A 19,254-nucleotide genomic window follows, 5' to 3' on the forward strand; every position below is an offset into this window, starting at 1 on the left:
TGACAAGCCGAAAGCATCCACACCCAATTTCGACTTCCCACTATCGACTTTCCATTCGCTATCTCCGTCCCGCCATCAGCGCTGCCGCGCCCTCGCGCAACAGCATCGCGCCCAGGGCCTGGCCGAGGGCTTCGGGTGCCTGCGCGGTGCCGCTGAATTCGCCGCGCAGCAAGGTGCCGCGCATGGCGTCGCCGACCAATCCGTACAGGTGCAATTCGCGTTCGCCAAGCACGGCCCAGGCCGCCACCGGCAGCGTGCAACTGCCGCCGAGCGCGGCATTGAAGGCGCGCTCGGCGCGCACCACCACATCGGTTTCGGCGTCGTGCAGCGGCGCCAGCAGAGCCGCCACGCGCGCATCGCCGGCGCGCGCCTCAACCGCGATCGCGGCCTGTCCCGGCGCCGGCAGCCAGTCGGGGGCGGTGAGGCGGCTGCGGATGCGCGCCGCCAGACCCAGCCGCTCCAGTCCGGCCGCGGCCAGCACGATGGCGTCGTAGTGGCCGGCATCGAGCCTGGCCATACGCGTGTTGACGTTGCCGCGCAAATCCAGCAACTCAAGGTCCGGCCGCAGCGCGCGCAACTGCGCCTGACGCCGCAGCGACGACGTGCCCACGCGCGCGTGCCGCGGCAGCGCAGCCAGCGTGGCGTGCGTGTTGCTGACCAGGGCATCGGCGGAGTCGGCGCGCGCCAGCACCGCGATCAGCGCGAAGCCAGGCTCCAGTTCGGCGGGCACATCCTTGAGCGAGTGCACGGCGAGGTCGGCGCGCTGTTCCAGCAGCGCCACTTCCAGTTCCTTGAGGAACAGTCCCTTGCCGCCAATCTCGGCCAGCGGGCGATCCAGCACCTGATCGCCGCGCGTGGTCATCGGCACCAGCTCCACGACCAGGCCACTGTGCGCCTGGCGCAAACGCTGCGCGACGTGCCCGGCTTGCCACAGGGCGAGCGCGCTTTGCCGGGTGGCGATGCGCAGCGCTAATGAACTCATGGATGCCTCACGGGTTGCGCAGCCAGGCGCGCACGCTGGCCAGATTGCGGCGACTGACTTCGGGTTGCAGGGTGCTGCCGGCGAGCTGCGCGACGATGCGTCCGTCGGGCAATGTGTTCAGGCCGAGCAGGCGCTCGCGCGGCACCAGGCAACTGCGGTGCAGGCGCAGCCAGCGCTCGGGATGCGTCTGCTCCAGCGTGCGCAGCGAATCCTCGATCAGCAGCGTGCCGCCGCTGTGGTGCACGGTCACGTACTTGTCGTCGGCGAGCAGCGCGATGATCTCGTCCAGCGGCACGCGCTGGCGCATGCCGCGCACCATGCCACTGAGGTGCGGACGCGCCGCGGCGCTTTCGGCGTGCAGGCGCCGCGCGCGTTCCAGCGCCTCGCGCAAGCGCTCGATGCGCACCGGCTTGAGCAGGTAATCGGCGGCTTTCAGCTCGTAGGCACGCAGCGCGTGCTGCGCGTAGGCGGTGCAGAAAATCACCTGCGGCGGCGGCGTCAGCCGCGCGATGCGCTCGGCCAGCGCGAGGCCATCGACGCCGGGCATCTCGATGTCCAGCAGCAATACCGTGGGCTTGAGCACGGGCAGCGCTTCCAGCGCCGCGCGCGCGCTGTCGACGCTGCCGACCAGCTCGGCGCCGTTGCAATCGTGCAGCAGCGCTTGCAGACGCGCGCGCGCCAGCGGTTCGTCATCGGCGATCAGTACGCGCATCGGGCAGCCGCAGGGTTACTTGCCAGTGCGCGTCCACGGCACCGGCTTCCAGCGCCGCGCGCGCGCCGAAATGGTAGCCGATGCGCGCACGCACATTGGCCAGGCCGTGGCCGGTGCCGGCGCGTGCCGGTGCGTGCGGCAGCGGATTGCGCACGCTGATCTCCAGCGCATTGCCATTGCGTCGCCCGCGCAGCTCCAGCGTGCCGCCCTCGGCGCACGCGGCGATGCCGTGGTGGACGGCGTTTTCCACCAGTGGTTGCAGCAGCAGGCGCGGCAGCGGCAGCTCGCGCGGCAAATCGTCCCAGTCGCGCGCGATGCGCAGGCGCGCGCCCAGACGCAATTGCTCGATGGCCAGATAGCGATCGATCAGATCGAGCTCCTCGCCGAGCGTGCCCTCGCGCGGGTCATCCAGCGCGGCGCGGAACAGATCGGACAGATTCTCCAACGTGCGCTCGGCGGCTTGCGGATCGATCGACACCAGCGCCAGCGCGGTATTGAGACTGTTGAACAGAAAGTGCGGACGGATGCGTGCCTGCAGCGCCTCCAGTTGCGCTCGCGCCAGCGCGTCGCGGCGCTCGCGCCAGTCGTCCAGCACCCACAGATAACGCAGCAGCGCGGCGCCGACCAGCGCGGTGGCCGCGGTGCTGCCGAACACGAAGCGCGGCGCATCGCGCGCGGTCAAGCCGGTGCCCAGCGCGTGATCGAGCCGCCACACCACGCTGGCGGCGACCAGCACCAGCAGCACGCTGAGCAGCCACGCGCCGGCCCACGGCCAGGCGCCGGGCAGGCGCTGCAGCAACGGTCGCGACTTGCACAACGTGACGCCCAGCAGCAGCGCCAGCCACGCCGCGAACAACAGGCTCAGCGACCACGCGCGCAGATGCGCATCGGCGCTGGGCGCGAGCTGCATCACCACCGCCACCAGCAGCGCGACCACGGCCAACGCCAGCAGCTCGCCGCCGTGGCAGAAGTCGGGCAGCGCGCGGCGCGGCACGCGCATGCTCAGTCGCCCATCCGCCGCGCCAGCCACGCGCGCAGATCGGCGATCTCCTGCGGCAGCACGGCGTGCGCCATCGGATAGCTGTGCCAGTCCACGCGATGACCGAGCGCGGTGAGCACGTCGCGCGCGGCGGCGCCCAGCATCTGCGGCACCACCGGATCGAGGCTGCCGTGGCCCATGAACACCGGAATGCGCGCATTGGCCGCGCTACGCTCGCCGGCGAGCTGATCGGCCAGCGGCAAGTACGTGGAAAGCGCGATCACCCCGGCCAGTGGCTGCGCGTGGCGTAGCGCCGCGCACAGCGCCACCGCGCCGCCCTGCGAAAAGCCGGCCAGGAAAACCTTGTCCGCCGCGATGCCATGCGCGCTCTGCTCGCGCGCGATCAGCGCCTGTACTTGCGCCATCGATTCGCGCAGGCCGCCCTCATCGGCGCGGCTGCCCAGATCGAAGCTGCGGATGTCGTACCACGCGCGCATGCGCAGGCCGCCGTTGAGGGTCACCGCGCGCTGCGGCGCGTGCGGAAACACGAAACGCAGCGGTGGCAGACCGTGTGTCAGCTCGGGCACGATCGGCGCGAAATCGTTGCCGTCGGCGCCAAGACCGTGCAGCCACACGATGCTGTGCCGCGGCGCCGGGCCACTGGCGATCTCGACCGCGGGTAGAAGTTCGATGTGTTGTTGGGTAGCCATGACGCAAGCATGCCGCATGCGGCCCCTTGCCCGCGACTTTCGGCGCCAAGACAGCGCACCCGTGGACCCGGCAGGAGGCAGGAGTGGAACGGGGAAGTGGGGAGGGGAGAACCGGCGTGTGCCTCGCGTTAATCAGCATGGCCGCGGGCGAATGTTTTTCGCGTGTCATGCCGAGCGCAACGAAGCATCTCGGCATGCATGGCCGCATTGATGCAGCCAACGCCACGCACATTCACGCGCCGGGATCCTTCGCGCCGTTGCGGACGACAAGCCAGCAGAGATCGCGATGATTTCCGGTTCCCCGCCCCGGCCCCACTCAGAAGTTGTAGACCAGATTGGTGGTCAGCAGTGTGTCGGTCTTGGCGACGCCGCCGTAAGGATTCAGCAGCAGCACATTGTTGAGCTTGGAGTTGTGGCGGATCTGGTAGCTCACCTTCAGCGCCAGGCGTTTGTTTATCTGCACCACCAGACTGGTCGTGTCCTCGGCGAAGGTATCGAAGCTGGCCGCTTCGATCAGCAGGTGGTTCTCGATGTGCGTGTTGGCGGTCAGATGCTGGCTGTAGTTCAGCGCACCGCGCACGATTGCCGCCGTGTGGTTGGCCGTGGCGCCCTCGACGCGGTAGCGCTTCACGCCCGGACCCAGCTCGAAATCGAGGTTGGTGCTGGCGTTTTTGATCAGCACGTGGCCCCAGCTCACCGCTATCGCGGCCTGGTAGCGGTAGGCCGAGAAGTTGTCGTGGTCGTAGCGCATGGTGCTGACCAGACGGTTTTCCGGGTTCAGCACCAGCGCGGCGCTGCCGCCCAGCGTGTAGCGGTTGGCGGTGACGCGGTATTGCTGCACGTTGACCGGCGTGCCACCTGGACCGGGCAGGCTCACGCTGATCACACCTTGGCTGCGCAGGGCGCTGCCGTCGAAGTGGTAGATCCAGTTATTGGACTGAAACTTCAGATCAAACCCGGCGTTGAGGTTTTGCGAGCGCGTGTTGCCGGTGGTCGCGGCCAGGCCCAACTGTCCACTGCCGGACCAGCCCAGCGGATCGGTGCCGGATGTCGAGCCGCCTGATGCGCTGCCAGCGGCCAGAGCGGGCAGGCTGGGCGCCAGCAGCAGCGTGGCGCAGATGATGCGAACGATGATTCGGGGCGTCATTGAAAACTCGTGGTGTGAAATGGTGAGGGTGGCGGCGGCGCTGCGCGGCAAGCCATCCGCGGCTCGCGCAAGGCCTGAACGTGTTCAGGCCTTGCATAAAGCGACCGCACGCCAGCGCGGAAAGTTCCAAGGCTTGCCGCGGCCGCGCCGCGCACGCATGCTAGCGCGAAGCCACCCGAAGTCCCTGTATGGATCGCTACGAGCGCATCGTGCTGTTGCATCGCCTGTTGCGTGGTGCGCGCCGGCCCGTGCCCTTGGCGCGGCTGATCGACGAGCTGGGCTGTTCGCGCGCCACCGTGTATCGCGACGTCGCCTATCTGCGCGACGCGCTGGGCGCACCGATCGAAACCGGTGGCGGCGAGGCCGCCAGTTTCCGCTACGCCGAGGCCGCCAGCTTCGAGCTGCCCGGTTTTTGGTTCAACAGCGAGGAACTGGCCGCGCTGCTGGCGCTGCATGCCGTGGTCGCGCGCGCCGATCCGGGCGTGTTGTCCAGCGCGTTGGCGCCGTTTCGCGCGCGCATCGAGCGCCTGCTGACCGAGCACGCCGGTGGCCTGGCGCCGCCGCTGGAGCGCATCCGCGTGCTGACGCAGGGCGTGCGCCGCCTCGACGAGCACGTGTTCCGCAGCGTCGCCGCCAGCGTGCTGGCGCGGCAGCAACTGCGCTTTTTTTATCGCGCGCGCTCCACCGGCAATGAAACGCGGCGCGTGGTGTCGCCGCAGCGCATGGTGCACTACCGCGACAACTGGTATCTGGACGCCTGGGACGAGGACAAGGATGCGCTGCGCAGCTTCGCCGTGGATCGCATGCGCCAGGTCGAAACTCCCGGCGCGCGCGCGCGCGATGTGCCCGATGCCGAACTGGATGCCGTACTGGCCGCGGGCTATGGCATTTTTTCCGGCGCGCCGCGCGCCATCGCGGTGCTGCGTTTCTCCGCGCACGCCGCGCGCTGGGTGGCCGACACGCACTGGCACTCGCAGCAGGAAGGGCGCTTTCTGGCGGATGGTCGCTACGAGTTGAAGGTGCCCTACGCCAACTCGCGCGAGCTGCTGATGGACGTGCTCAAGTACGGCCCCGATGCCGAGGTGGTCGCGCCGCTGCCGCTGCGCGAGGAAATGAAATCGCTGCTGGCGCTGGCGCAGCGGACCTACCAGCGCGAGCCGCGCGCATGAGTGCCGCGGCGACTCCCGTGGCGCGTCCGCGCGTGGCGCTGGCGCTGGGCTCAGGCAGCGCCAAGGGGATGGCGCACATCGGTGTGATCGCCGCGCTGGAAGAGGCTGGTTTCGAGATCAGTGCCATCGCCGGCAGCTCGATCGGCGCACTGGTCGGCGGCATCTACGCGCTGGGCAAGCTCGCCGTGTACCGCGACTGGGTGTGCTCGCTGGACAAGCTCGATGTGCTGCGTCTGGTCGACTGGACGCTCACCGGCGCGGGGCTGATCAAGGGGGAGCGCATCATTGCCACGGTGCGCGATCTGGTCGGCGAATCCGACATTGAAAACCTGCCCATCGGCTACACCGCCGTCGCCACCGATCTGGAACGCCAGCGCGAGGTGTGGATCTCGCGCGGACCGCTGTTCGATGCCATCCGCGCCTCCATCGCCATCCCCACCGTGTTTCATCCCTACGAGATCGACGGCAGGCGCCTGGTCGATGGCGGCCTGCTCAACCCGGTGCCGGTGACGCCGCTGCTGCGCGAGAGCTACGACTATCTGATCGCCGTGAGCCTGGACGGCCCGCGTCGCGGCAACAGCAAGCCGGTCGCCGAGCCCGCGCCGCGCGGCCCGTACCGGCAGCGCTTCACCAGCTTCGTGCAGCACATCGCCGGCCACCACGCTCCGGTCGAGCCCGGACCCAAGCCCGCGCGTGAGCCAAATTGGATCAACCTGATGGGCCAGACGATGGACATGATGCAGGGCAACCTTGCGCGCTTGCGTCTGGCCGCGTACCGCCCCGACCTGCTCATCGAATTGCCGGGCGATTGCTGCGCCGTGTACGAGTTTTACCGCGCCGAGGAAATGATCGCGCTGGGTCATGCCGAGGCGGCGCTTCAGCTGGCCGGTTGGCCCAACGCGCGCGCGTTGCCGGTTGGCGCAACGGCGCCGAAGGTTGCGCACGGCAACAGCGATCGCGGTGGCGACCACGGCTGATCCGAAGGTGCGAGTGGGGGGTGGGGGCAATGATCGCGACGATACTTTTGTTGTCGCTGCGGCGCGCCCCATGTGGGCCGGGCATTCCGCGCGCCCCGGTTGCGTGTCGCGACATCAAGTTGCCCCTGTTTCCATGTGCTGCATCGTAGCAAGGCCGCGCTGCGCGAAGACGCGGGGCGCAGCGTCAATACACCGGCGGCAGGCCTGGAGGACGGCCCTTGAAGCGCTTGTGCACCCACAGATACTGCGCGGGCGCGGCACGCACCATGGCCTCGATGGCGGCGTTGACGCGCGTGGTGTCGGCCAGCACGTCGTTGCCGGGGAAATCGCGCAGCGCGGGTTCGATGCGGATCTCGTAGCCGCCACCGCGCACGCGGCGGTGCGCGAACGGCAGCACCGCGGCACCGGACAGACGCGCGAGATGGTGGGTGGCGGTGATGGTGGCGGCGGGCACGCCGAAGAACGGCGCGAACACGCTGTCCTTGCCGCGCATGTCCTGATCGGGCGCGTACCACAGCACGCCACCGCGGCGCAGGTAGCGCACCGTGCCGAGCAGATCATCCTTGGTGAACATGGCCGCGGCGTAGCCGAGACGCGCGCGCAGCACCACGTGCTCGAACACCGCGCTGTCCATCACCCGGTACATGCCGGCCAGTGGTACGCGCATGGACAACAAGCGCGCGCATAGTTCGAGGTGGGTGAAGTGCGCGCCGACCAGCAGCACGCCGCGGCCGTCGGCCCGCGCTTCGTGCAGATGCCGCAAGCCCTCGAAGCGCACCGGTACGCGCGCCAGCGCGCGCGCACTGCCCATCCAGCCCAGCGCGAATTCGGCCAGCATCAGGCCCAGGTTGCGCAGGTTGGCGCGCAGCAGCGCCTGCTGCGCGGCGGCATCGAGTTCAGGGAAGCAAAGCTGAAGATTGCGCGCGGCCACGCGGCGCCGCGCCGGCACCAGATCGCGGCACCGCCCAGCCACGCCGGCCAGTGGCGCGGCGCAAGCAGGCGGCGCGGGATTCTGTCGCGGGCGGGCGGCATGCGGGGCGCATGGTAGCACTCGCGTTGTGCGGCTCTCGCTGTGCCGGCGTCGAAATTCTCTCGTGTCGCTTGTTGTTGCGCGCACTCCAGATCGACGCGCGGGGCGCTGACCGGCGGATGCTTCGCAGCAGGTTTTCGCGGAGCCCTATACTGCCGCGCCCTCGTGGAGGACCGTGTCCTGGCGCGTCTGCTCTATACGTTGCTGCTGTATCTGCTGGCGCCGCTGATGCTGGTGCGCCTGATGTTGCGCGGGCTGCGCAATCGCGATTATCTGCGGCGCTGGCGCGAACGCTTCGGCTATGTGCCGCGGTTGACTGGCGCGCGCTCGATCTGGCTGCACGCGGTGTCGGTGGGCGAGGTCAACGCGCTGGCGCGTCTGGTCGAGGGGCTGCTGGCGCGGCATCCCGAGGTGCCGCTGATCCTGACCACGGGTACGCCCACCGGCTTGGCGCGCGTGCGTCAGTTGTTCGGCCAGCGCGTGCACCACACCTACCTGCCCTACGACTTGCCCGGCGTGGTGCGGCGTTTTTTCGCGCGCACGCGACCGCGCCTGGGGGTGATCGCCGAAACCGAGATCTGGCCGAATCTGTACACCACGGCGGGGCGCCAGCGGGTGCCGCTGATGATCGTCAACGCGCGCCTGTCGGAGCGTTCGATGCGCGGCTTCGCCATCCTGCCCGGCGTGCGCCTGATCAGCGCCGCGCTGGAGGCCGTGGTGCAGATACTGGCGCAAAGCGAGGCGGATGCCGAACGCTACCGGCGTCTGGGCGCGCGATCCGAGCGCGTGCGCGTGGTCGGCAATCTGAAGTTCGACATGGCCGTGGCCAATAGCGTGCGTGGCGCCGGCGCGCAGGTGCGTGTCGCGCTGGGCAGTGCACGCCCGGTATGGATCGCGGCCAGCACGCACGAGGCCGAGGAACAGGCCGTGCTGCATGCGCACGCCGCCGTGCTGCGCGCGCTGCCCGAGGCGCTGCTGCTGATCGCGCCGCGCCATCCCGAGCGCTTTCGCGCGGTCGCGCAGGCGGCGCGCGCAACGGGCTTCAGCGTGGCCACACGTAGCTCGGATGACATACCGGCGTCGCGTTCGCAGTGCTTCGTACTGGACAGTCTGGGCGAGTTGATGACGTATTACGCGGCGGCCGATCTGGCTTTCGTTGGTGGCAGCCTGGCGCCGATCGGCGGTCACAACGCGCTGGAACCCGCTGCGCTGGGCGTGCCGGTGCTGGTTGGGCCGCACACGTTCAATTTTCAGGACATCACCGAGGCGCTGCTGGCATCCGGCGCGGCGTGGCGAATCGCACAAGCCGCGGCGCTGGGTGATGCGGTGCTGGCCTTGCTGCAGGATGCGCCGGCGCGCGCGCGCATGGGCGCGGCGGCGTTGGGCGTGATCGAGCGCGGACGCGGAGCGCTGGCCGAAATCGAAACCGCGATCGAACGCGAGTTGGCCGCGTCCGCGCGCGCGGCGCCGGTTACTGCAGCAGCGCGTTGATTTCCTGCAGTTGCGGATAACCCAGCTTGCCGCCATCGTAGGCCAGCAACAGGCGATTCAGCAGCAGTGTGTAGCGCGCTTGCGAGTAGGCGCTTTGCGACAGGAACAGCGTCTGCTGCGCGAGCAGCACATCGACGATGGTCTGCGTGCCCACCTCGTAGCCAGCCTGGGTGGCATCCAGCGAACTCTTGGACGAAACCACGGCGGCCTTGTTGGCCTCGACGCTGGCTATGCCGGACAGCACCGAATGGAACGCGTTGCGCGTGCTGCGCACCAGCGCACGACGGTTCTGCTCGAGCACGTCCCGTGCGCTTTCGCGGTTGTAAATGGCCTGGCGCACGCGCGACTGCGTGGCAAAGCCGCTGAAGATGGGGATGTTCAGCACCACGCCGATGGCGGTGTCACGGCTGAGGCTGTCGGTGTGATATCGACCAAGGCCACCGAGGCGCGAGTTCTGATCAGTCCAGCCCGGATTGCGCGTGTAGCTGAGCTGCGCGGACAGCGTGGGCAGGTGCGCGCCATAGGCGGCCTTGACGCTGTCGCTGGCCGAGCGGACCTGCTGTTCGGAAGCCAGCAGCGTGGGGTTGTCGCTCAGCGCCATGTCCACCCAGGACTGGAGGTTGTCGGGCGTGGGCGCATTCATGGGGATATGTTCGCGCAGGGGCCTGAGATCGTTGGCCGGCTTGCCGGTGATTTGCGTCAGCGCCTCGCGCGCATCATCCAGCGAATTGCGCGCCGTGATCACCGTGGCCACGGCGGTGTCGTATTGCGCCTTGGCCGCGTTGACGTCGGTGATCGCGGCCAGCCCCACCTGGAAGCGCTGCTTGGCTTGGTCGAGCTGACTCTTCAGCGCCTTGGCGTTGGCTTCGGAATAGGTCAACTGGTCTTGCGCGGCGAGTGCGCCGAAATAGGCCGTGGCCACGCGCAGATACAGATCCTGCTCGGCTGCAGTGTAGGTGGCGTCCTGGCTGCGCGCGTTGGCGTGGGCAGCTTTCAGGTTGGCCCAGTCGGAGAAGTTGAACAGCGTTTGCGACAATGTGCCCTGCAGCGTGGTGCCGTAGCTTTGGTTGGAACTGGTGAAATTGAGTATCTGGAAACCGGCGTTGGTGTTGAACGGCTGCGAACTGCTGTTGGTGCCGTGCGACTGCGAGTAGCTGTAGCTGGCATTCAACTGCGGCAGCAGCAGCGCGCGCGCTTGCACGATACCTTCATGCGTGGCCTGCTTGATGGCCTCGGCTTGGGCCAGCACCGGGTCGCTGGCGCGCGCCTGCTGGTAGGCCTGCAGCAGATCCTCGGCATGCGCGAAGGCGGGCATCAACGCCAGCGCGATGGCGCAGCCGAGCAGCGTGGGCGAAGCAGTGCGGTTCATGGATGGATTCCTGGGGTCAGGGGAGCGTCGGGATTGAGTTCGTGGTTCAGGCGGCGCGGCTCAGAGCACGAACCGCGGAACAGGCGCGGCATGCTGCAAGTACGGCAGGTCGGTCTCGAACAGGATTTCAGTGGTGCCGGCAGCGACGCGCAGCAGCGTGGCCTGCATGGCCGGTGCGCGCCCTTGCACCACGAACAGACGCCCGCCGGGCTTGAGCCAGCCCAGCCAGCGCTGCGGCAGCGTGGCCACGGCGCCAGTGACGGCGATGGCGTCGTAGCGCTGTGCCGGCGCGAACTCGCGCACCGCCTCGGTGGTGATCGCCTCGGCGTTGTCGCAGCCGGCAGCGCGCAGGGCCGCGCGCGCGGTGGCGGTGAACTCGGCGTGGATATCGAGGCTGGTCACGTGGCCGGCCAGTCGCGCCAGGCATGCGGTGATGAAGCCGCTGCCGGTGCCGATTTCCAGCACGTTGTCGGTAGCGGCCAGTTCCAGCGCCTGCAGCATGCGGCCCTCGACCACGGGTTTCATCATCACCTCGCCGTGACCCAGCGGCAACCCAAGGTCGGCGAAGGCCATATCGCGATATGCCGCGGGCACGAAATCTTCGCGACGCAGCGCGGCCAGCACATCGAGCACGCGCGCATCCAGCACTTCCCACGTGCGAACCTGATTGCTGACCATGTTCTGGCGGGCCAATTCAAAATCCAGCGTCATCGGGGCAGACTCGGGGCAAAGGTCAAGCGCGCAAGCATAGGCATTGCGTCGATGCGGGACAATCGCGAGTTTGCCGCATGCAGGCGCGAGAGTGCAGTGTCGGAGGTCATCCGGCGCGGCTGACAAGTGTCGGGCGCGCGTTGCGTGCGGTCTGCGTCAGCGCCGCGGGCAGCGCCGGCAGACGCGCGGCCGCGACCGACACCGCGCGCGCCAGACGCGCATCCAGACGCAGCAGACGCTGTTCCAGTCCGCGCGCCGCGAGTGCGCGGCTGCGCAACAGCCACGCCATCCAGCGCGCCAACTGCGCGCGTTCGCGCGCAGCGAGTGCCATCATTGCGCTGCGTGCCGCAAAAGCAAGGCGTCGCGCGGCGCGGCCTTCGGCCTCGATCCATGCGCTAAGCGCGCGCTGCGCGCGCAGATAGGCATGACTCCATGGGGCGATGCTGGCGATGGACATGACGGATGGCCTAATACTATACTTTGGAGTATACTAAAGCGTATGAGTCGCGATGTGAAGCCATCCCCGCCAGCTCTCGCGTCTGTCCGCCCACACGCGCGGGCGTTGGGTCCGGGTCGGCCCAAGGACATGGAGAAGCGCGGCGCCATCCTGGCCGCGGCACAGAAGCTGTTCACGCGCTCCGGTTTCGAGGGCACCAGCATGGATGCCATCGCGCAGGCGGCGGGGGTTTCCAAGCTCACCGTGTACAGCCACTTCGGCGACAAGGACAGCCTGTTTCGCGAGGCCGCGCAAACCTGTTGTGGCGAGCTGATGCCCGAACAGGTGTTCGATTTCCAGGCCGGAGCCGATGTGCGCGTGGCGCTGAGCGCGATCGCGCTGGCGCATTCGCGCGTACTCGCCAATGCCGAGCTGTCGGCGCTGTTCCGCGCCGTGCTCGGCGATTGCGGCGCCGATGGCGACCCGCGTCTGGGGCGGCTGGTGTGGGAGGTGGGTCCGGGCCGCGCGCAGCAGAAGATCGAGCATTTTCTGACCCAGGCTGTGACGGCCGGCAAGCTTGAGATCAAGGACATTCCCATGGCGGCGAGCCAGTTTCTGGCGCTGCTGCGTGGTGATCTGCCGCTGCGGCGCCTGTTCGTGTGCGCCAACGTGTGCGAGGAAGTCGACATCCGCCGCAACGCCGAAGCCGCCGTGGAAGTGTTCCTGCGCGCTTACGCGCCCCGTTGAGTTTTGCGGGCATGGGCGCCGGCCCGTGCTTCGTGCTTGAATACATCGTTGAAGCGGGGGTGCCGCGCGCGCAGAGCGTGCGGCTGAGAAAAACCCTTCGAACCTGACCCGGCTCATACCGGCGTAGGGAGCTTCACCGGCCACGCCGGTGCCGCCGCTTCGTCCCAGCCCACGAGGACGAACCATGAACGCGCAAGTCTCCGAATTGCTGAGCGCAGGCGCCGCGCTCTCCGTCGCCGTCACCGCGCCGATTCCCGGATCGCGCAAGATCCACGTGCAGGGTAGTCGTGTCGATTTGCGCGTGCCGATGCGCGAGGTGCAACTGGCCGATACGCCGGCGCTGTTCGGCGCCGAAGTCAACACGCCGCTGGCGCTGTACGACACCTCGGGGCCATACACCGACCCGGCTGCGCGCATTGATCTGACCGCTGGCCTGCCGGCGCTGCGCGCGGCATGGATTGAATCGCGCGCTGACAGTGAAAGCCTGGGCGCGCGCAGCTCCGATTTCGCACGCCGCCACGCCCAGGCCGTGGAGCTGGCCGCGATGCGCTTTCCCAACCTGCCGTTGCCGCGCCGCGCCAGATCCGGCGCCAACGTCAGCCAGATGCATTACGCGCGCCTGGGGCAAGTCACCCCGGAGATGGAGTTCATCGCGATTCGTGAGAATCAACTCCTTGCGGAGTTGGGCGAAAACCGGCGTCTGGAATCGCTGGCCGACAAGGGCCTGCTCAAGCAGCATCCGGGACAGAGTTTCGGTGCCAGCATCCAGTCGCGCATCACGCCGGAATTCGTGCGCGCTGAAGTGGCGCGCGGCCGCGCCATCATTCCCAGCAACATCAACCACCCGGAATCCGAGCCGATGATCATCGGCCGTAACTTCCTGGTGAAGATCAACGCCAACATCGGCAACTCGGCGCTGACCAGCTCCATCGCCGAGGAAGTGGAGAAGATGGTCTGGGCGATCCGCTGGGGCGCGGACACGGTGATGGATCTGTCCACCGGCAAGCACATCCACGAAACCCGCGAATGGATCCTGCGCAATTCGCCGGTGCCGATCGGCACCGTGCCGATCTACCAGGCGCTGGAGAAAGTCGGCGGCGTGGCCGAAGACCTCACCTGGGATCTGTTCCGCGACACTCTGATCGAGCAGGCCGAGCAGGGCGTGGACTACTTCACCATCCACGCCGGCGTGCGCTTGCCGTTCATTCCGATGTCGGCCAAACGCGTCACCGGCATCGTCTCGCGCGGCGGCAGCATCATGGCCAAGTGGTGCCTGGCGCATCACAAGGAGAGCTTCCTCTACGCCCATTTCGAGGACATCTGCGACATCATGAAGGCCTACGACGTGGCCTTCAGCCTGGGCGACGGCCTGCGCCCCGGCAGCATTGCCGACGCCAACGACGAAGCCCAGTTCGCCGAACTCGACACCCTCGGCGAGCTCACGCAAGTGGCATGGAAGCACGACGTGCAGGTGATGATCGAGGGCCCCGGCCACGTGCCCATGCAGCTGATCAAGGAGAACATGGAGCGCCAGTTGGAGAAATGCGACGAGGCGCCGTTCTATACCCTCGGTCCGCTGACTACCGACATCGCGCCCGGCTACGACCACATCACCAGCGCCATCGGCGCGGCCATGATTGGTTGGTACGGCACCGCCATGCTGTGCTACGTCACGCCAAAAGAACACCTCGGTTTGCCGGACAAGAAAGACGTGCGCGACGGCATCGTCACCTACAAGATCGCCGCGCACGCTGCCGACCTGGCCAAGGGTCACCCCGGCGCGCAGGCGCGCGACAACGCGCTGTCCAAGGCGCGTTTCGAGTTCCGCTGGGACGACCAGTTCAACCTCGGCCTCGATCCGGAAAAGGCCAGGGAATTCCACGACGAAACCCTGCCCAAGGACGCGCACAAGACCGCGCATTTCTGCTCGATGTGCGGACCCAGGTTCTGCTCGATGAAGATCACCCAGGACGTGCGCGATTACGCCCGCGAGCACGGCATGGACACCGCCGCCGCGCTGGATGCGGGCATGCAGGAAAAATCCGCCGAGTTTCTCGACGGCGGCGGCGAGGTGTACCGGCCGGCGTGAAGGTTGCCGGGGGGCGGGCCAGGCACGCCCCACACTGACCGGCCCGACTCGCGGCGGCGTCAGGTGCCGTGTTCGGCGTCGTAGCGCTGTTTTGATGCGAGGACTTCAGCACGCGCCTGTACGGCTCCGTCCCAGCCGTCCAGCTTCACCCATTTGCCTTTCTCGAGATCCTTGTAGTGCTCGAAGAAATGGCCGATGCGCTCCTTCCAGTGTGCGGACACCTGCGCGATATCCTCGACCTGCGCATAACCGGCGAACACCTTGGCAGTCGGCACCGCGACGATCTTGTAGTCCTTGCCGGCTTCGTCGGTCATGCGCAGCACGCCCACCGGGCGGCAGCGCACCACCGAGCCCGGCACCAGCGGCAGCGGCAGGATCACCAGCGCATCGACCGGGTCGCCATCGTCGTACAGCGTGTGCGGCACATAGCCGTAGTTGCACGGGTAACGCATCGGCGTGGACAGGATGCGGTCGACGAAGATCGCGCCCGAGGCCTTGTCCACCTCGTACTTCACCGGTTCGGCGTCCTTGGGAATTTCGATGATGACGTTGATTTCGTGCGGCACGTCGCGTCCGGCGGGAACCAGATCCAGGCCCATGGGCAGTACTCGGGTAACGGGGAGGCGCTAAGTTTATTGCGCTGCAGCGCAATCCGTCGAACGGGGCGCTGCGTGAGTGCCGCGCGCCTACATGCAAACGCGTTGCTCGAGGTCTGGCGTGCTGGCGATGACGGCGTTGCCGCCGGCTGCATTGCAGGATTGCGCGAAGGCCATGTTCGAACCGGGCGCCGGCAGGCTGGCCAGCGCGACGGTTGGCGTCATGCCGCGCTGCAGAGCGGCGATCAGCGCCGCGGCGCGCGGCGTGATGCGGATGCTCAACTGCGTTTCCGCGGCGCGCGGTGCCGGTGCTGCGGCCAGGGCCAGCAGCATGAACACCACGAGGATGGCGGGACGGGAAAATCCTGCGCGTGAGGGAGCACGTGTTTTCATGAGCCCATGCTGCGCCCGCACAAATGCGCTGAATGTGCGCTGCAAGCTCTTTCCGGCGGCTCTTTGCAAAGGTTCGTGAAGCGTGGTGATGGCGCGCACACTGCGTCCGTGCGCACGCGCACACTCGCGTTGCGCGGATGCTGGCGCTGGCGTCGGTGACGGCAGGCTGAAACCCGACAATGGTTGACGCGGGCGCGGCGCTTTTCTGATCGCGACCATCGCCGTTCGCCTGCGCACGCGTCATGGCGACAGCAAAATTGAATGCGTACGACAGGTTCTGCCAGCACCTTGCCGGCTGCGATGGGCGCCACCCGGTGATGGTGATAGCCGCGCGCGGCGGGATGCTGCAGTCAGGGTGTTGAGAAGTGCGTCGCTGCTGCCGGGGGTGGATGAACAATATTGGAAAATGCAGCGCAGCGGATTTCAGCATCCTGATAGGCTTTTGGCCTTTGCCGGGGCATATCGCGATGCAGGAATTGTTGCGCCGACTGGACTTGCTAAATCTCTCGCACGCCAGCGTGCATCTGGGCCTGCGCCTGCTGCTGGGCGTCGTGCTGTTCGCGCTGGGGCTGTGGCTGGCGGCGCGCGCGGCCAACCTGATGCGGCGCGCACTCAAGCGTGCGCGCGTCGAGCCGACGCTGATTCCATTCCTGCGCAACAGTCTGTACGGCGCGCTGATCGTGCTGGTCGCGGTGTCGGTGCTGGGCTTCCTCGGCGTGCCCACGGCCTCGCTGGTGACGGCGGTGGGCGCGGCGGGACTGGCCATTGGTCTGGCCTTGCAGGGCTCGCTGTCGAACCTCGCCTGGGGCGTACTGCTGATCCTGTTCCGGCCGTTTCGCACCGGCGATTGGGTGGACGCCGGCGGCTACAGCGGCAGCGTCGAGGCGATCAGCCTGATGCACACCACGTTGGTGCTGGCCGACAACCGCGTGGCGGTGATCCCGAACGCCAAGGTCGGTGCCGATGTCATCGTCAACTACAACCGCCGCGGCACGCGCCGTGCCGAGGTGCAGGTGGGGATCGGCTATGGCGATGATGTCGAGCGTGCGCTGCAGGTGCTGCGCGACATGCTGACTGCGGATGCGCGCGTGCTCAGCGATCCGGCGCCAACGGTTTATGTCGCCGCGCTGGGCGACAGTTCGGTCAATATCACCTTGTGGGCGTGGGCACAGCGCGCCGACTGGTGGCCGCTGCAACAGGACTTGCCGCGCCGGGTGAAGGAAACCCTGGACGTGGCGGGTATCTCGATGCCGTTCCCGCAGCGCGAACTGCTGATCCGGCGCGCGCCGGTGGCATCGCGCACAGACTGATCCAGACGTTGATCACTGGGTCAGCGCATTGCGTGCGCGAAGTTAGCGGTACCGCGCGGCAGCACAGGCCACCGCGGCTGTCCTCGCGATGCTCAGCCACCGCCACCGCCGTGCGGTTGTGGTGGCTTGTGCCCGCCGGGACCATGCCCGGGGCCGCCGGGATCATGCCCCGGGCCGCCATGACGCTGACCCGGATGCGGCGGCGGGTAATGGTAATGGCGACGGCCCTGCGGCAGGTAATGGCCTTGCCGCTGGGGGCGATAACGCGATGGCTGCCGCCGGTAATCGGGCCGCGCCCATTGTGCGCGTTGCGGATACCAGGAGCGGTTGCGGTAATGGTTGCCCCAGTACGCATCCAGCACGAAGTTGACGATCGGAATGCCGATGCGCCCACCGTAAGTCGAGAGCACGACGCGTCGGTTGTTGTAGGGATAACTGACGTAATTCGCGGAAATCCAGCCGCGTGCGCCATCGCCCCGAACATCGCACCAGCTCCAGCCATTGGTGCAGCCGAAAACGGCGATCGGTGTGCCTGGCGGCAGCGTGACGACGCGCGGGTAGCGCACATCGGGGCCGGCGCGCAGGTTCACGTAACCGTTGACATAGCCATCGGCGGCCAGTGCCGACAGCGGAGCCAGCGCTGCGACGGCGAGTACGACAAGTTTGTACAAACGCTTCATCAAGAGTTCTCCTGAGAACTGGCCAAGCAACAAACATCAAGAGTCAGTACGCGGTTTTTTACAGCAATGGCGCGATGGGCATCGGTGCGTTCGCGCACAGTCACTCTCCCAGAACCGGGTTCGCACTGCGTCTGCTTGCAGCGCATGGACAGGGCTGCCGGCCCGCAGTGCATTGATCTCATTATGGATTGCCGTCGCCGCAGTGATCGCATGCATCTGGCTGCGTGCCGCGCAACCGCAGTCATGACGAGCCTGCGCTCGCGCGTTGGTGGAATCGACCGGCACTCCACTTGCCCGCACCTGCGACCCTTGCATTCGCCAGCAAGCGCGCGCGAGGCATGACGTGCGTGGCGCGTTGCGCGACAATCAACGCTTGCACATTGCCGAATGCAGGAGCATGCATGTCCTCGCTGATCGAAGCCCAGGTGCCGGATATCGGCAATTACCACGATGTGCCGGTGATCGAGCTGCTGGTGAAACCCGGCGATACGGTGACCAGGGACCAAGGCCTGGTGACGCTGGAGTCGGACAAGGCAACGATGGAGGTTCCAGCGCCGGCCGCAGGCGTGGTGAAGGAGCTGAAGGTCAAGCTGGGTGATGTGGTGTCCGAGGGCGTGCTGATCGCGCTGATCGAGGCCGCCGACAGCGTGGCCGCTGCTGCGCCGCCCAAGCCGACTGCCGCCGCAACGCCGCTCATTGCCGCCGTGTCGGCGCCAACGCCTACACCGCCAGCCGCCGCACCACCCCCGCGTCCCGCCGCGACTGTCGCTGCGCCGCCGCCCGTGCGCTTCGACAGCAGCGCGGTGATGCCCGATCAGGTGCCCTACGCCACGCCGGCGCTGCGTTTGTTCGCACGCGAGCTGGGCGTGGATCTGGCCCAGGTCAAGGGCAGCGGCAAGGGCGGGCGCATCGTGCGCGAGGACGTGCAGGCTTTCGTCAAGCAAGCCTTGAGCGCAGGGAGTGGCGCGCGCCCCGCGGGCGGCAACGGGCTCAACCTGCTGCCCTGGCCGGAGATCGATTTCGCCAAGTTCGGCGCCGTCGAGGCGCAGCCGCTGGGCAAGATCAAGCGCGCCACCGGCGCCAATCTGGCGCGCAACTGGGCGCTGATCCCGCACGTCACACAGCATGACGAGGCCGATATCACCGCGATGGAAGCTTTCCGCAAACAGCTCGGCGGCGAGCACAAGGACATCAAGATCACGCCGCTGGTGTTCCTGATCAAGGCGGCGGTGGCGGCGCTGCAGGCCTTCCCGACCTTCAATGCCTCCCTCAACGCGGCCGGCGACACGCTGACGCTGAAAAAATACTTCCACATCGGCATCGCCGTGGACACGCCAGATGGCCTGGTGGTGCCGGTGCTGCGCGACTGCGACAAGAAGGGCCTGCTGGAGCTGGCGCGCGAACTGGGCGCGATCTCGGTCAAGGCGCGCGACAAGAAGCTCACCCCGGCGGACATGTCCGGCGGGTGTTTCTCGATCAGCTCGCTGGGTGGCATCGGCGGCACCGCGTTCACGCCGATCATCAACGCGCCCGAAGTGGCGATCCTCGGCGTCAGCAAGAGCGCGCTGCGGCCGGTGTGGAACGGCAACGCCTTCGAGCCGCGGCTGCTGCTGCCGCTATCGCTGAGCTATGACCATCGCGTGATCGACGGCGCCGCGGCGGCACGCTTCACCACCCACATCGCGCGCGCGCTGGGCGACCTGCGCCGACTGCTGCTCTGAACGCG

The 19,254-nt window shown here is 67.6% G+C and carries 19 protein-coding genes and 1 riboswitch; of the genes, 7 read left to right on the forward strand and 12 right to left on the reverse strand.

Going from position 1 to position 19,254, the window contains the following annotated elements:
* Positions 1-58: 58 nt before the first annotated feature.
* The 5 genes from hemC to ACYDAT_RS05355 all read right to left on the reverse strand — a co-directional run bounded on the left by hemC (position 59) and on the right by ACYDAT_RS05355 (position 4,530).
* Positions 59-982: a hydroxymethylbilane synthase gene (gene hemC / locus ACYDAT_RS05335; protein WP_461448857.1), complete on the reverse strand. Its 924-nt coding sequence runs from the start codon at positions 980-982 to the stop codon at positions 59-61.
* 7 nt (positions 983-989) lie between these two features.
* Positions 990-1,694, reverse strand: coding sequence for a LytR/AlgR family response regulator transcription factor (locus tag ACYDAT_RS05340; protein ID WP_461448859.1), 705 nt, complete (start codon positions 1,692-1,694; stop codon positions 990-992).
* On the reverse strand, positions 1,672-2,694 hold the full coding sequence (locus tag ACYDAT_RS05345) for a sensor histidine kinase (RefSeq protein WP_461440686.1): 1,023 nt from the start codon (positions 2,692-2,694) through the stop codon (positions 1,672-1,674). Before ACYDAT_RS05345 ends, ACYDAT_RS05340 begins: the two co-directional genes overlap by 23 nt.
* Before the next feature lie 2 nt (positions 2,695-2,696).
* Positions 2,697-3,383 (reverse strand): alpha/beta hydrolase, encoded by a 687-nt coding sequence (locus tag ACYDAT_RS05350; RefSeq protein ID WP_461448861.1) that lies wholly within the window; start codon positions 3,381-3,383, stop codon positions 2,697-2,699.
* Positions 3,384-3,699: 316 nt separating this feature from the next.
* On the reverse strand, positions 3,700-4,530 hold the full coding sequence (locus ACYDAT_RS05355) for a DUF481 domain-containing protein (RefSeq protein WP_461448863.1): 831 nt from the start codon (positions 4,528-4,530) through the stop codon (positions 3,700-3,702).
* Between the two features lie 188 nt (positions 4,531-4,718).
* Between ACYDAT_RS05355 and ACYDAT_RS05360 the strand changes: the two genes are divergently transcribed.
* Both ACYDAT_RS05360 and ACYDAT_RS05365 read left to right on the forward strand, forming a co-directional pair.
* On the forward strand, positions 4,719-5,699 hold the full coding sequence (locus ACYDAT_RS05360; protein ID WP_461448865.1) for a helix-turn-helix transcriptional regulator: 981 nt from the start codon (positions 4,719-4,721) through the stop codon (positions 5,697-5,699).
* Positions 5,696-6,676 (forward strand): patatin-like phospholipase family protein, encoded by a 981-nt coding sequence (locus ACYDAT_RS05365; RefSeq protein ID WP_461448867.1) that lies wholly within the window; start codon positions 5,696-5,698, stop codon positions 6,674-6,676. Before ACYDAT_RS05360 ends, ACYDAT_RS05365 begins: the two co-directional genes overlap by 4 nt.
* A gap of 184 nt (positions 6,677-6,860) precedes the next feature.
* On the opposite strand, the gene ACYDAT_RS05370 is transcribed toward ACYDAT_RS05365, so the two are convergent.
* Positions 6,861-7,649, reverse strand: coding sequence for an LpxL/LpxP family acyltransferase (locus ACYDAT_RS05370; RefSeq protein WP_461448869.1), 789 nt, complete (start codon positions 7,647-7,649; stop codon positions 6,861-6,863).
* A 222-nt stretch (positions 7,650-7,871) separates the two neighbouring features.
* Between ACYDAT_RS05370 and waaA the strand changes: the two genes are divergently transcribed.
* Positions 7,872-9,197 (forward strand): lipid IV(A) 3-deoxy-D-manno-octulosonic acid transferase, encoded by a 1,326-nt coding sequence (gene waaA / locus ACYDAT_RS05375; protein ID WP_461440591.1) that lies wholly within the window; start codon positions 7,872-7,874, stop codon positions 9,195-9,197.
* On the opposite strand, the gene ACYDAT_RS05380 is transcribed toward waaA, so the two are convergent.
* The 3 genes from ACYDAT_RS05380 to ACYDAT_RS05390 form a co-directional block, all read right to left on the reverse strand.
* A complete protein-coding gene (locus ACYDAT_RS05380; RefSeq protein ID WP_461448871.1) occupies positions 9,178-10,566 on the reverse strand; it encodes a TolC family outer membrane protein in 1,389 nt (462 codons plus the stop codon). The two genes, waaA and ACYDAT_RS05380, sit on opposite strands and share 20 nt — an antisense overlap.
* A 60-nt stretch (positions 10,567-10,626) precedes the next feature.
* Positions 10,627-11,277, reverse strand: a complete 651-nt coding sequence (locus ACYDAT_RS05385) for a protein-L-isoaspartate O-methyltransferase family protein (protein ID WP_461448873.1) — start codon at positions 11,275-11,277, stop codon at positions 10,627-10,629.
* 106 nt (positions 11,278-11,383) lie between these two features.
* Positions 11,384-11,734: a hypothetical protein gene (locus ACYDAT_RS05390; RefSeq protein WP_461448875.1), complete on the reverse strand. Its 351-nt coding sequence runs from the start codon at positions 11,732-11,734 to the stop codon at positions 11,384-11,386.
* Positions 11,735-11,863: 129 nt separating this feature from the next.
* Here ACYDAT_RS05390 and ACYDAT_RS05395 point away from each other — a divergent pair, with 129 nt between their 5' ends.
* Together ACYDAT_RS05395 and thiC are read left to right on the forward strand one after the other, a co-directional pair.
* Positions 11,864-12,460, forward strand: coding sequence for a TetR/AcrR family transcriptional regulator (locus tag ACYDAT_RS05395; RefSeq protein ID WP_461439875.1), 597 nt, complete (start codon positions 11,864-11,866; stop codon positions 12,458-12,460).
* 45 nt (positions 12,461-12,505) lie between these two features.
* Positions 12,506-12,607, forward strand: a riboswitch (TPP riboswitch).
* Between the two features lie 37 nt (positions 12,608-12,644).
* Positions 12,645-14,549 (forward strand): phosphomethylpyrimidine synthase ThiC, encoded by a 1,905-nt coding sequence (thiC, locus tag ACYDAT_RS05400; protein WP_461448877.1) that lies wholly within the window; start codon positions 12,645-12,647, stop codon positions 14,547-14,549.
* A 59-nt stretch (positions 14,550-14,608) separates the two neighbouring features.
* Here thiC and ppa read toward each other — a convergent pair whose 3' ends face one another.
* The gene (gene ppa / locus ACYDAT_RS05405) at positions 14,609-15,148 is read right to left on the reverse strand and encodes an inorganic diphosphatase (RefSeq protein ID WP_297902889.1); all 540 of its coding nucleotides are present in this window, start codon (positions 15,146-15,148) and stop codon (positions 14,609-14,611) included.
* Positions 15,149-15,235: 87 nt separating this feature from the next.
* On the reverse strand, positions 15,236-15,538 hold the full coding sequence (locus tag ACYDAT_RS05410; RefSeq protein ID WP_461439873.1) for a hypothetical protein: 303 nt from the start codon (positions 15,536-15,538) through the stop codon (positions 15,236-15,238).
* A 467-nt stretch (positions 15,539-16,005) separates the two neighbouring features.
* On the opposite strand from ACYDAT_RS05410, the gene ACYDAT_RS05415 reads away from it, so the two are divergent.
* A complete protein-coding gene (locus ACYDAT_RS05415; protein WP_461439872.1) occupies positions 16,006-16,848 on the forward strand; it encodes a mechanosensitive ion channel family protein in 843 nt (280 codons plus the stop codon).
* Between the two features lie 92 nt (positions 16,849-16,940).
* Here ACYDAT_RS05415 and ACYDAT_RS05420 read toward each other — a convergent pair whose 3' ends face one another.
* Positions 16,941-17,528 (reverse strand): SH3 domain-containing protein, encoded by a 588-nt coding sequence (locus tag ACYDAT_RS05420; protein ID WP_461439871.1) that lies wholly within the window; start codon positions 17,526-17,528, stop codon positions 16,941-16,943.
* 290 nt (positions 17,529-17,818) lie between these two features.
* Here ACYDAT_RS05420 and aceF point away from each other — a divergent pair, with 290 nt between their 5' ends.
* The gene (gene aceF, locus ACYDAT_RS05425; protein ID WP_461448879.1) at positions 17,819-19,249 is read left to right on the forward strand and encodes a dihydrolipoyllysine-residue acetyltransferase; all 1,431 of its coding nucleotides are present in this window, start codon (positions 17,819-17,821) and stop codon (positions 19,247-19,249) included.
* Positions 19,250-19,254: the final 5 nt, after the last annotated feature.

The organism is Metallibacterium sp., from assembly GCF_054637675.1.

Excerpts from the sequence above, each read along its gene's own strand:
- ACYDAT_RS05360 (WP_461448865.1), top strand. The coding sequence starts at position 4,719 with ATGGATCGCTACGAGCGCATCGTGCTGTTGCATCGCCTGTTGCGTGGT.
- ACYDAT_RS05395 (WP_461439875.1), top strand. The coding sequence starts at position 11,864 with ATGGAGAAGCGCGGCGCCATCCTGGCCGCGGCACAGAAGCTGTTCACG.
- ACYDAT_RS05385 (WP_461448873.1), bottom strand. The coding sequence starts at position 11,277 with ATGACGCTGGATTTTGAATTGGCCCGCCAGAACATGGTCAGCAATCAG.
- ACYDAT_RS05390 (WP_461448875.1), bottom strand. The coding sequence starts at position 11,734 with ATGTCCATCGCCAGCATCGCCCCATGGAGTCATGCCTATCTGCGCGCG.
- ACYDAT_RS05415 (WP_461439872.1), top strand. The coding sequence starts at position 16,006 with ATGCAGGAATTGTTGCGCCGACTGGACTTGCTAAATCTCTCGCACGCC.
- ppa (WP_297902889.1), bottom strand. The coding sequence starts at position 15,148 with ATGGGCCTGGATCTGGTTCCCGCCGGACGCGACGTGCCGCACGAAATC.
- hemC (WP_461448857.1), bottom strand. The coding sequence starts at position 982 with ATGAGTTCATTAGCGCTGCGCATCGCCACCCGGCAAAGCGCGCTCGCC.
- ACYDAT_RS05345 (WP_461440686.1), bottom strand. The coding sequence starts at position 2,694 with ATGCGCGTGCCGCGCCGCGCGCTGCCCGACTTCTGCCACGGCGGCGAG.
- ACYDAT_RS05350 (WP_461448861.1), bottom strand. The coding sequence starts at position 3,383 with ATGGCTACCCAACAACACATCGAACTTCTACCCGCGGTCGAGATCGCC.
- ACYDAT_RS05355 (WP_461448863.1), bottom strand. The coding sequence starts at position 4,530 with ATGACGCCCCGAATCATCGTTCGCATCATCTGCGCCACGCTGCTGCTG.
- ACYDAT_RS05365 (WP_461448867.1), top strand. The coding sequence starts at position 5,696 with ATGAGTGCCGCGGCGACTCCCGTGGCGCGTCCGCGCGTGGCGCTGGCG.
- ACYDAT_RS05410 (WP_461439873.1), bottom strand. The coding sequence starts at position 15,538 with ATGAAAACACGTGCTCCCTCACGCGCAGGATTTTCCCGTCCCGCCATC.
- thiC (WP_461448877.1), top strand. The coding sequence starts at position 12,645 with ATGAACGCGCAAGTCTCCGAATTGCTGAGCGCAGGCGCCGCGCTCTCC.
- ACYDAT_RS05380 (WP_461448871.1), bottom strand. The coding sequence starts at position 10,566 with ATGAACCGCACTGCTTCGCCCACGCTGCTCGGCTGCGCCATCGCGCTG.
- ACYDAT_RS05340 (WP_461448859.1), bottom strand. The coding sequence starts at position 1,694 with ATGCGCGTACTGATCGCCGATGACGAACCGCTGGCGCGCGCGCGTCTG.
- ACYDAT_RS05420 (WP_461439871.1), bottom strand. The coding sequence starts at position 17,528 with ATGAAGCGTTTGTACAAACTTGTCGTACTCGCCGTCGCAGCGCTGGCT.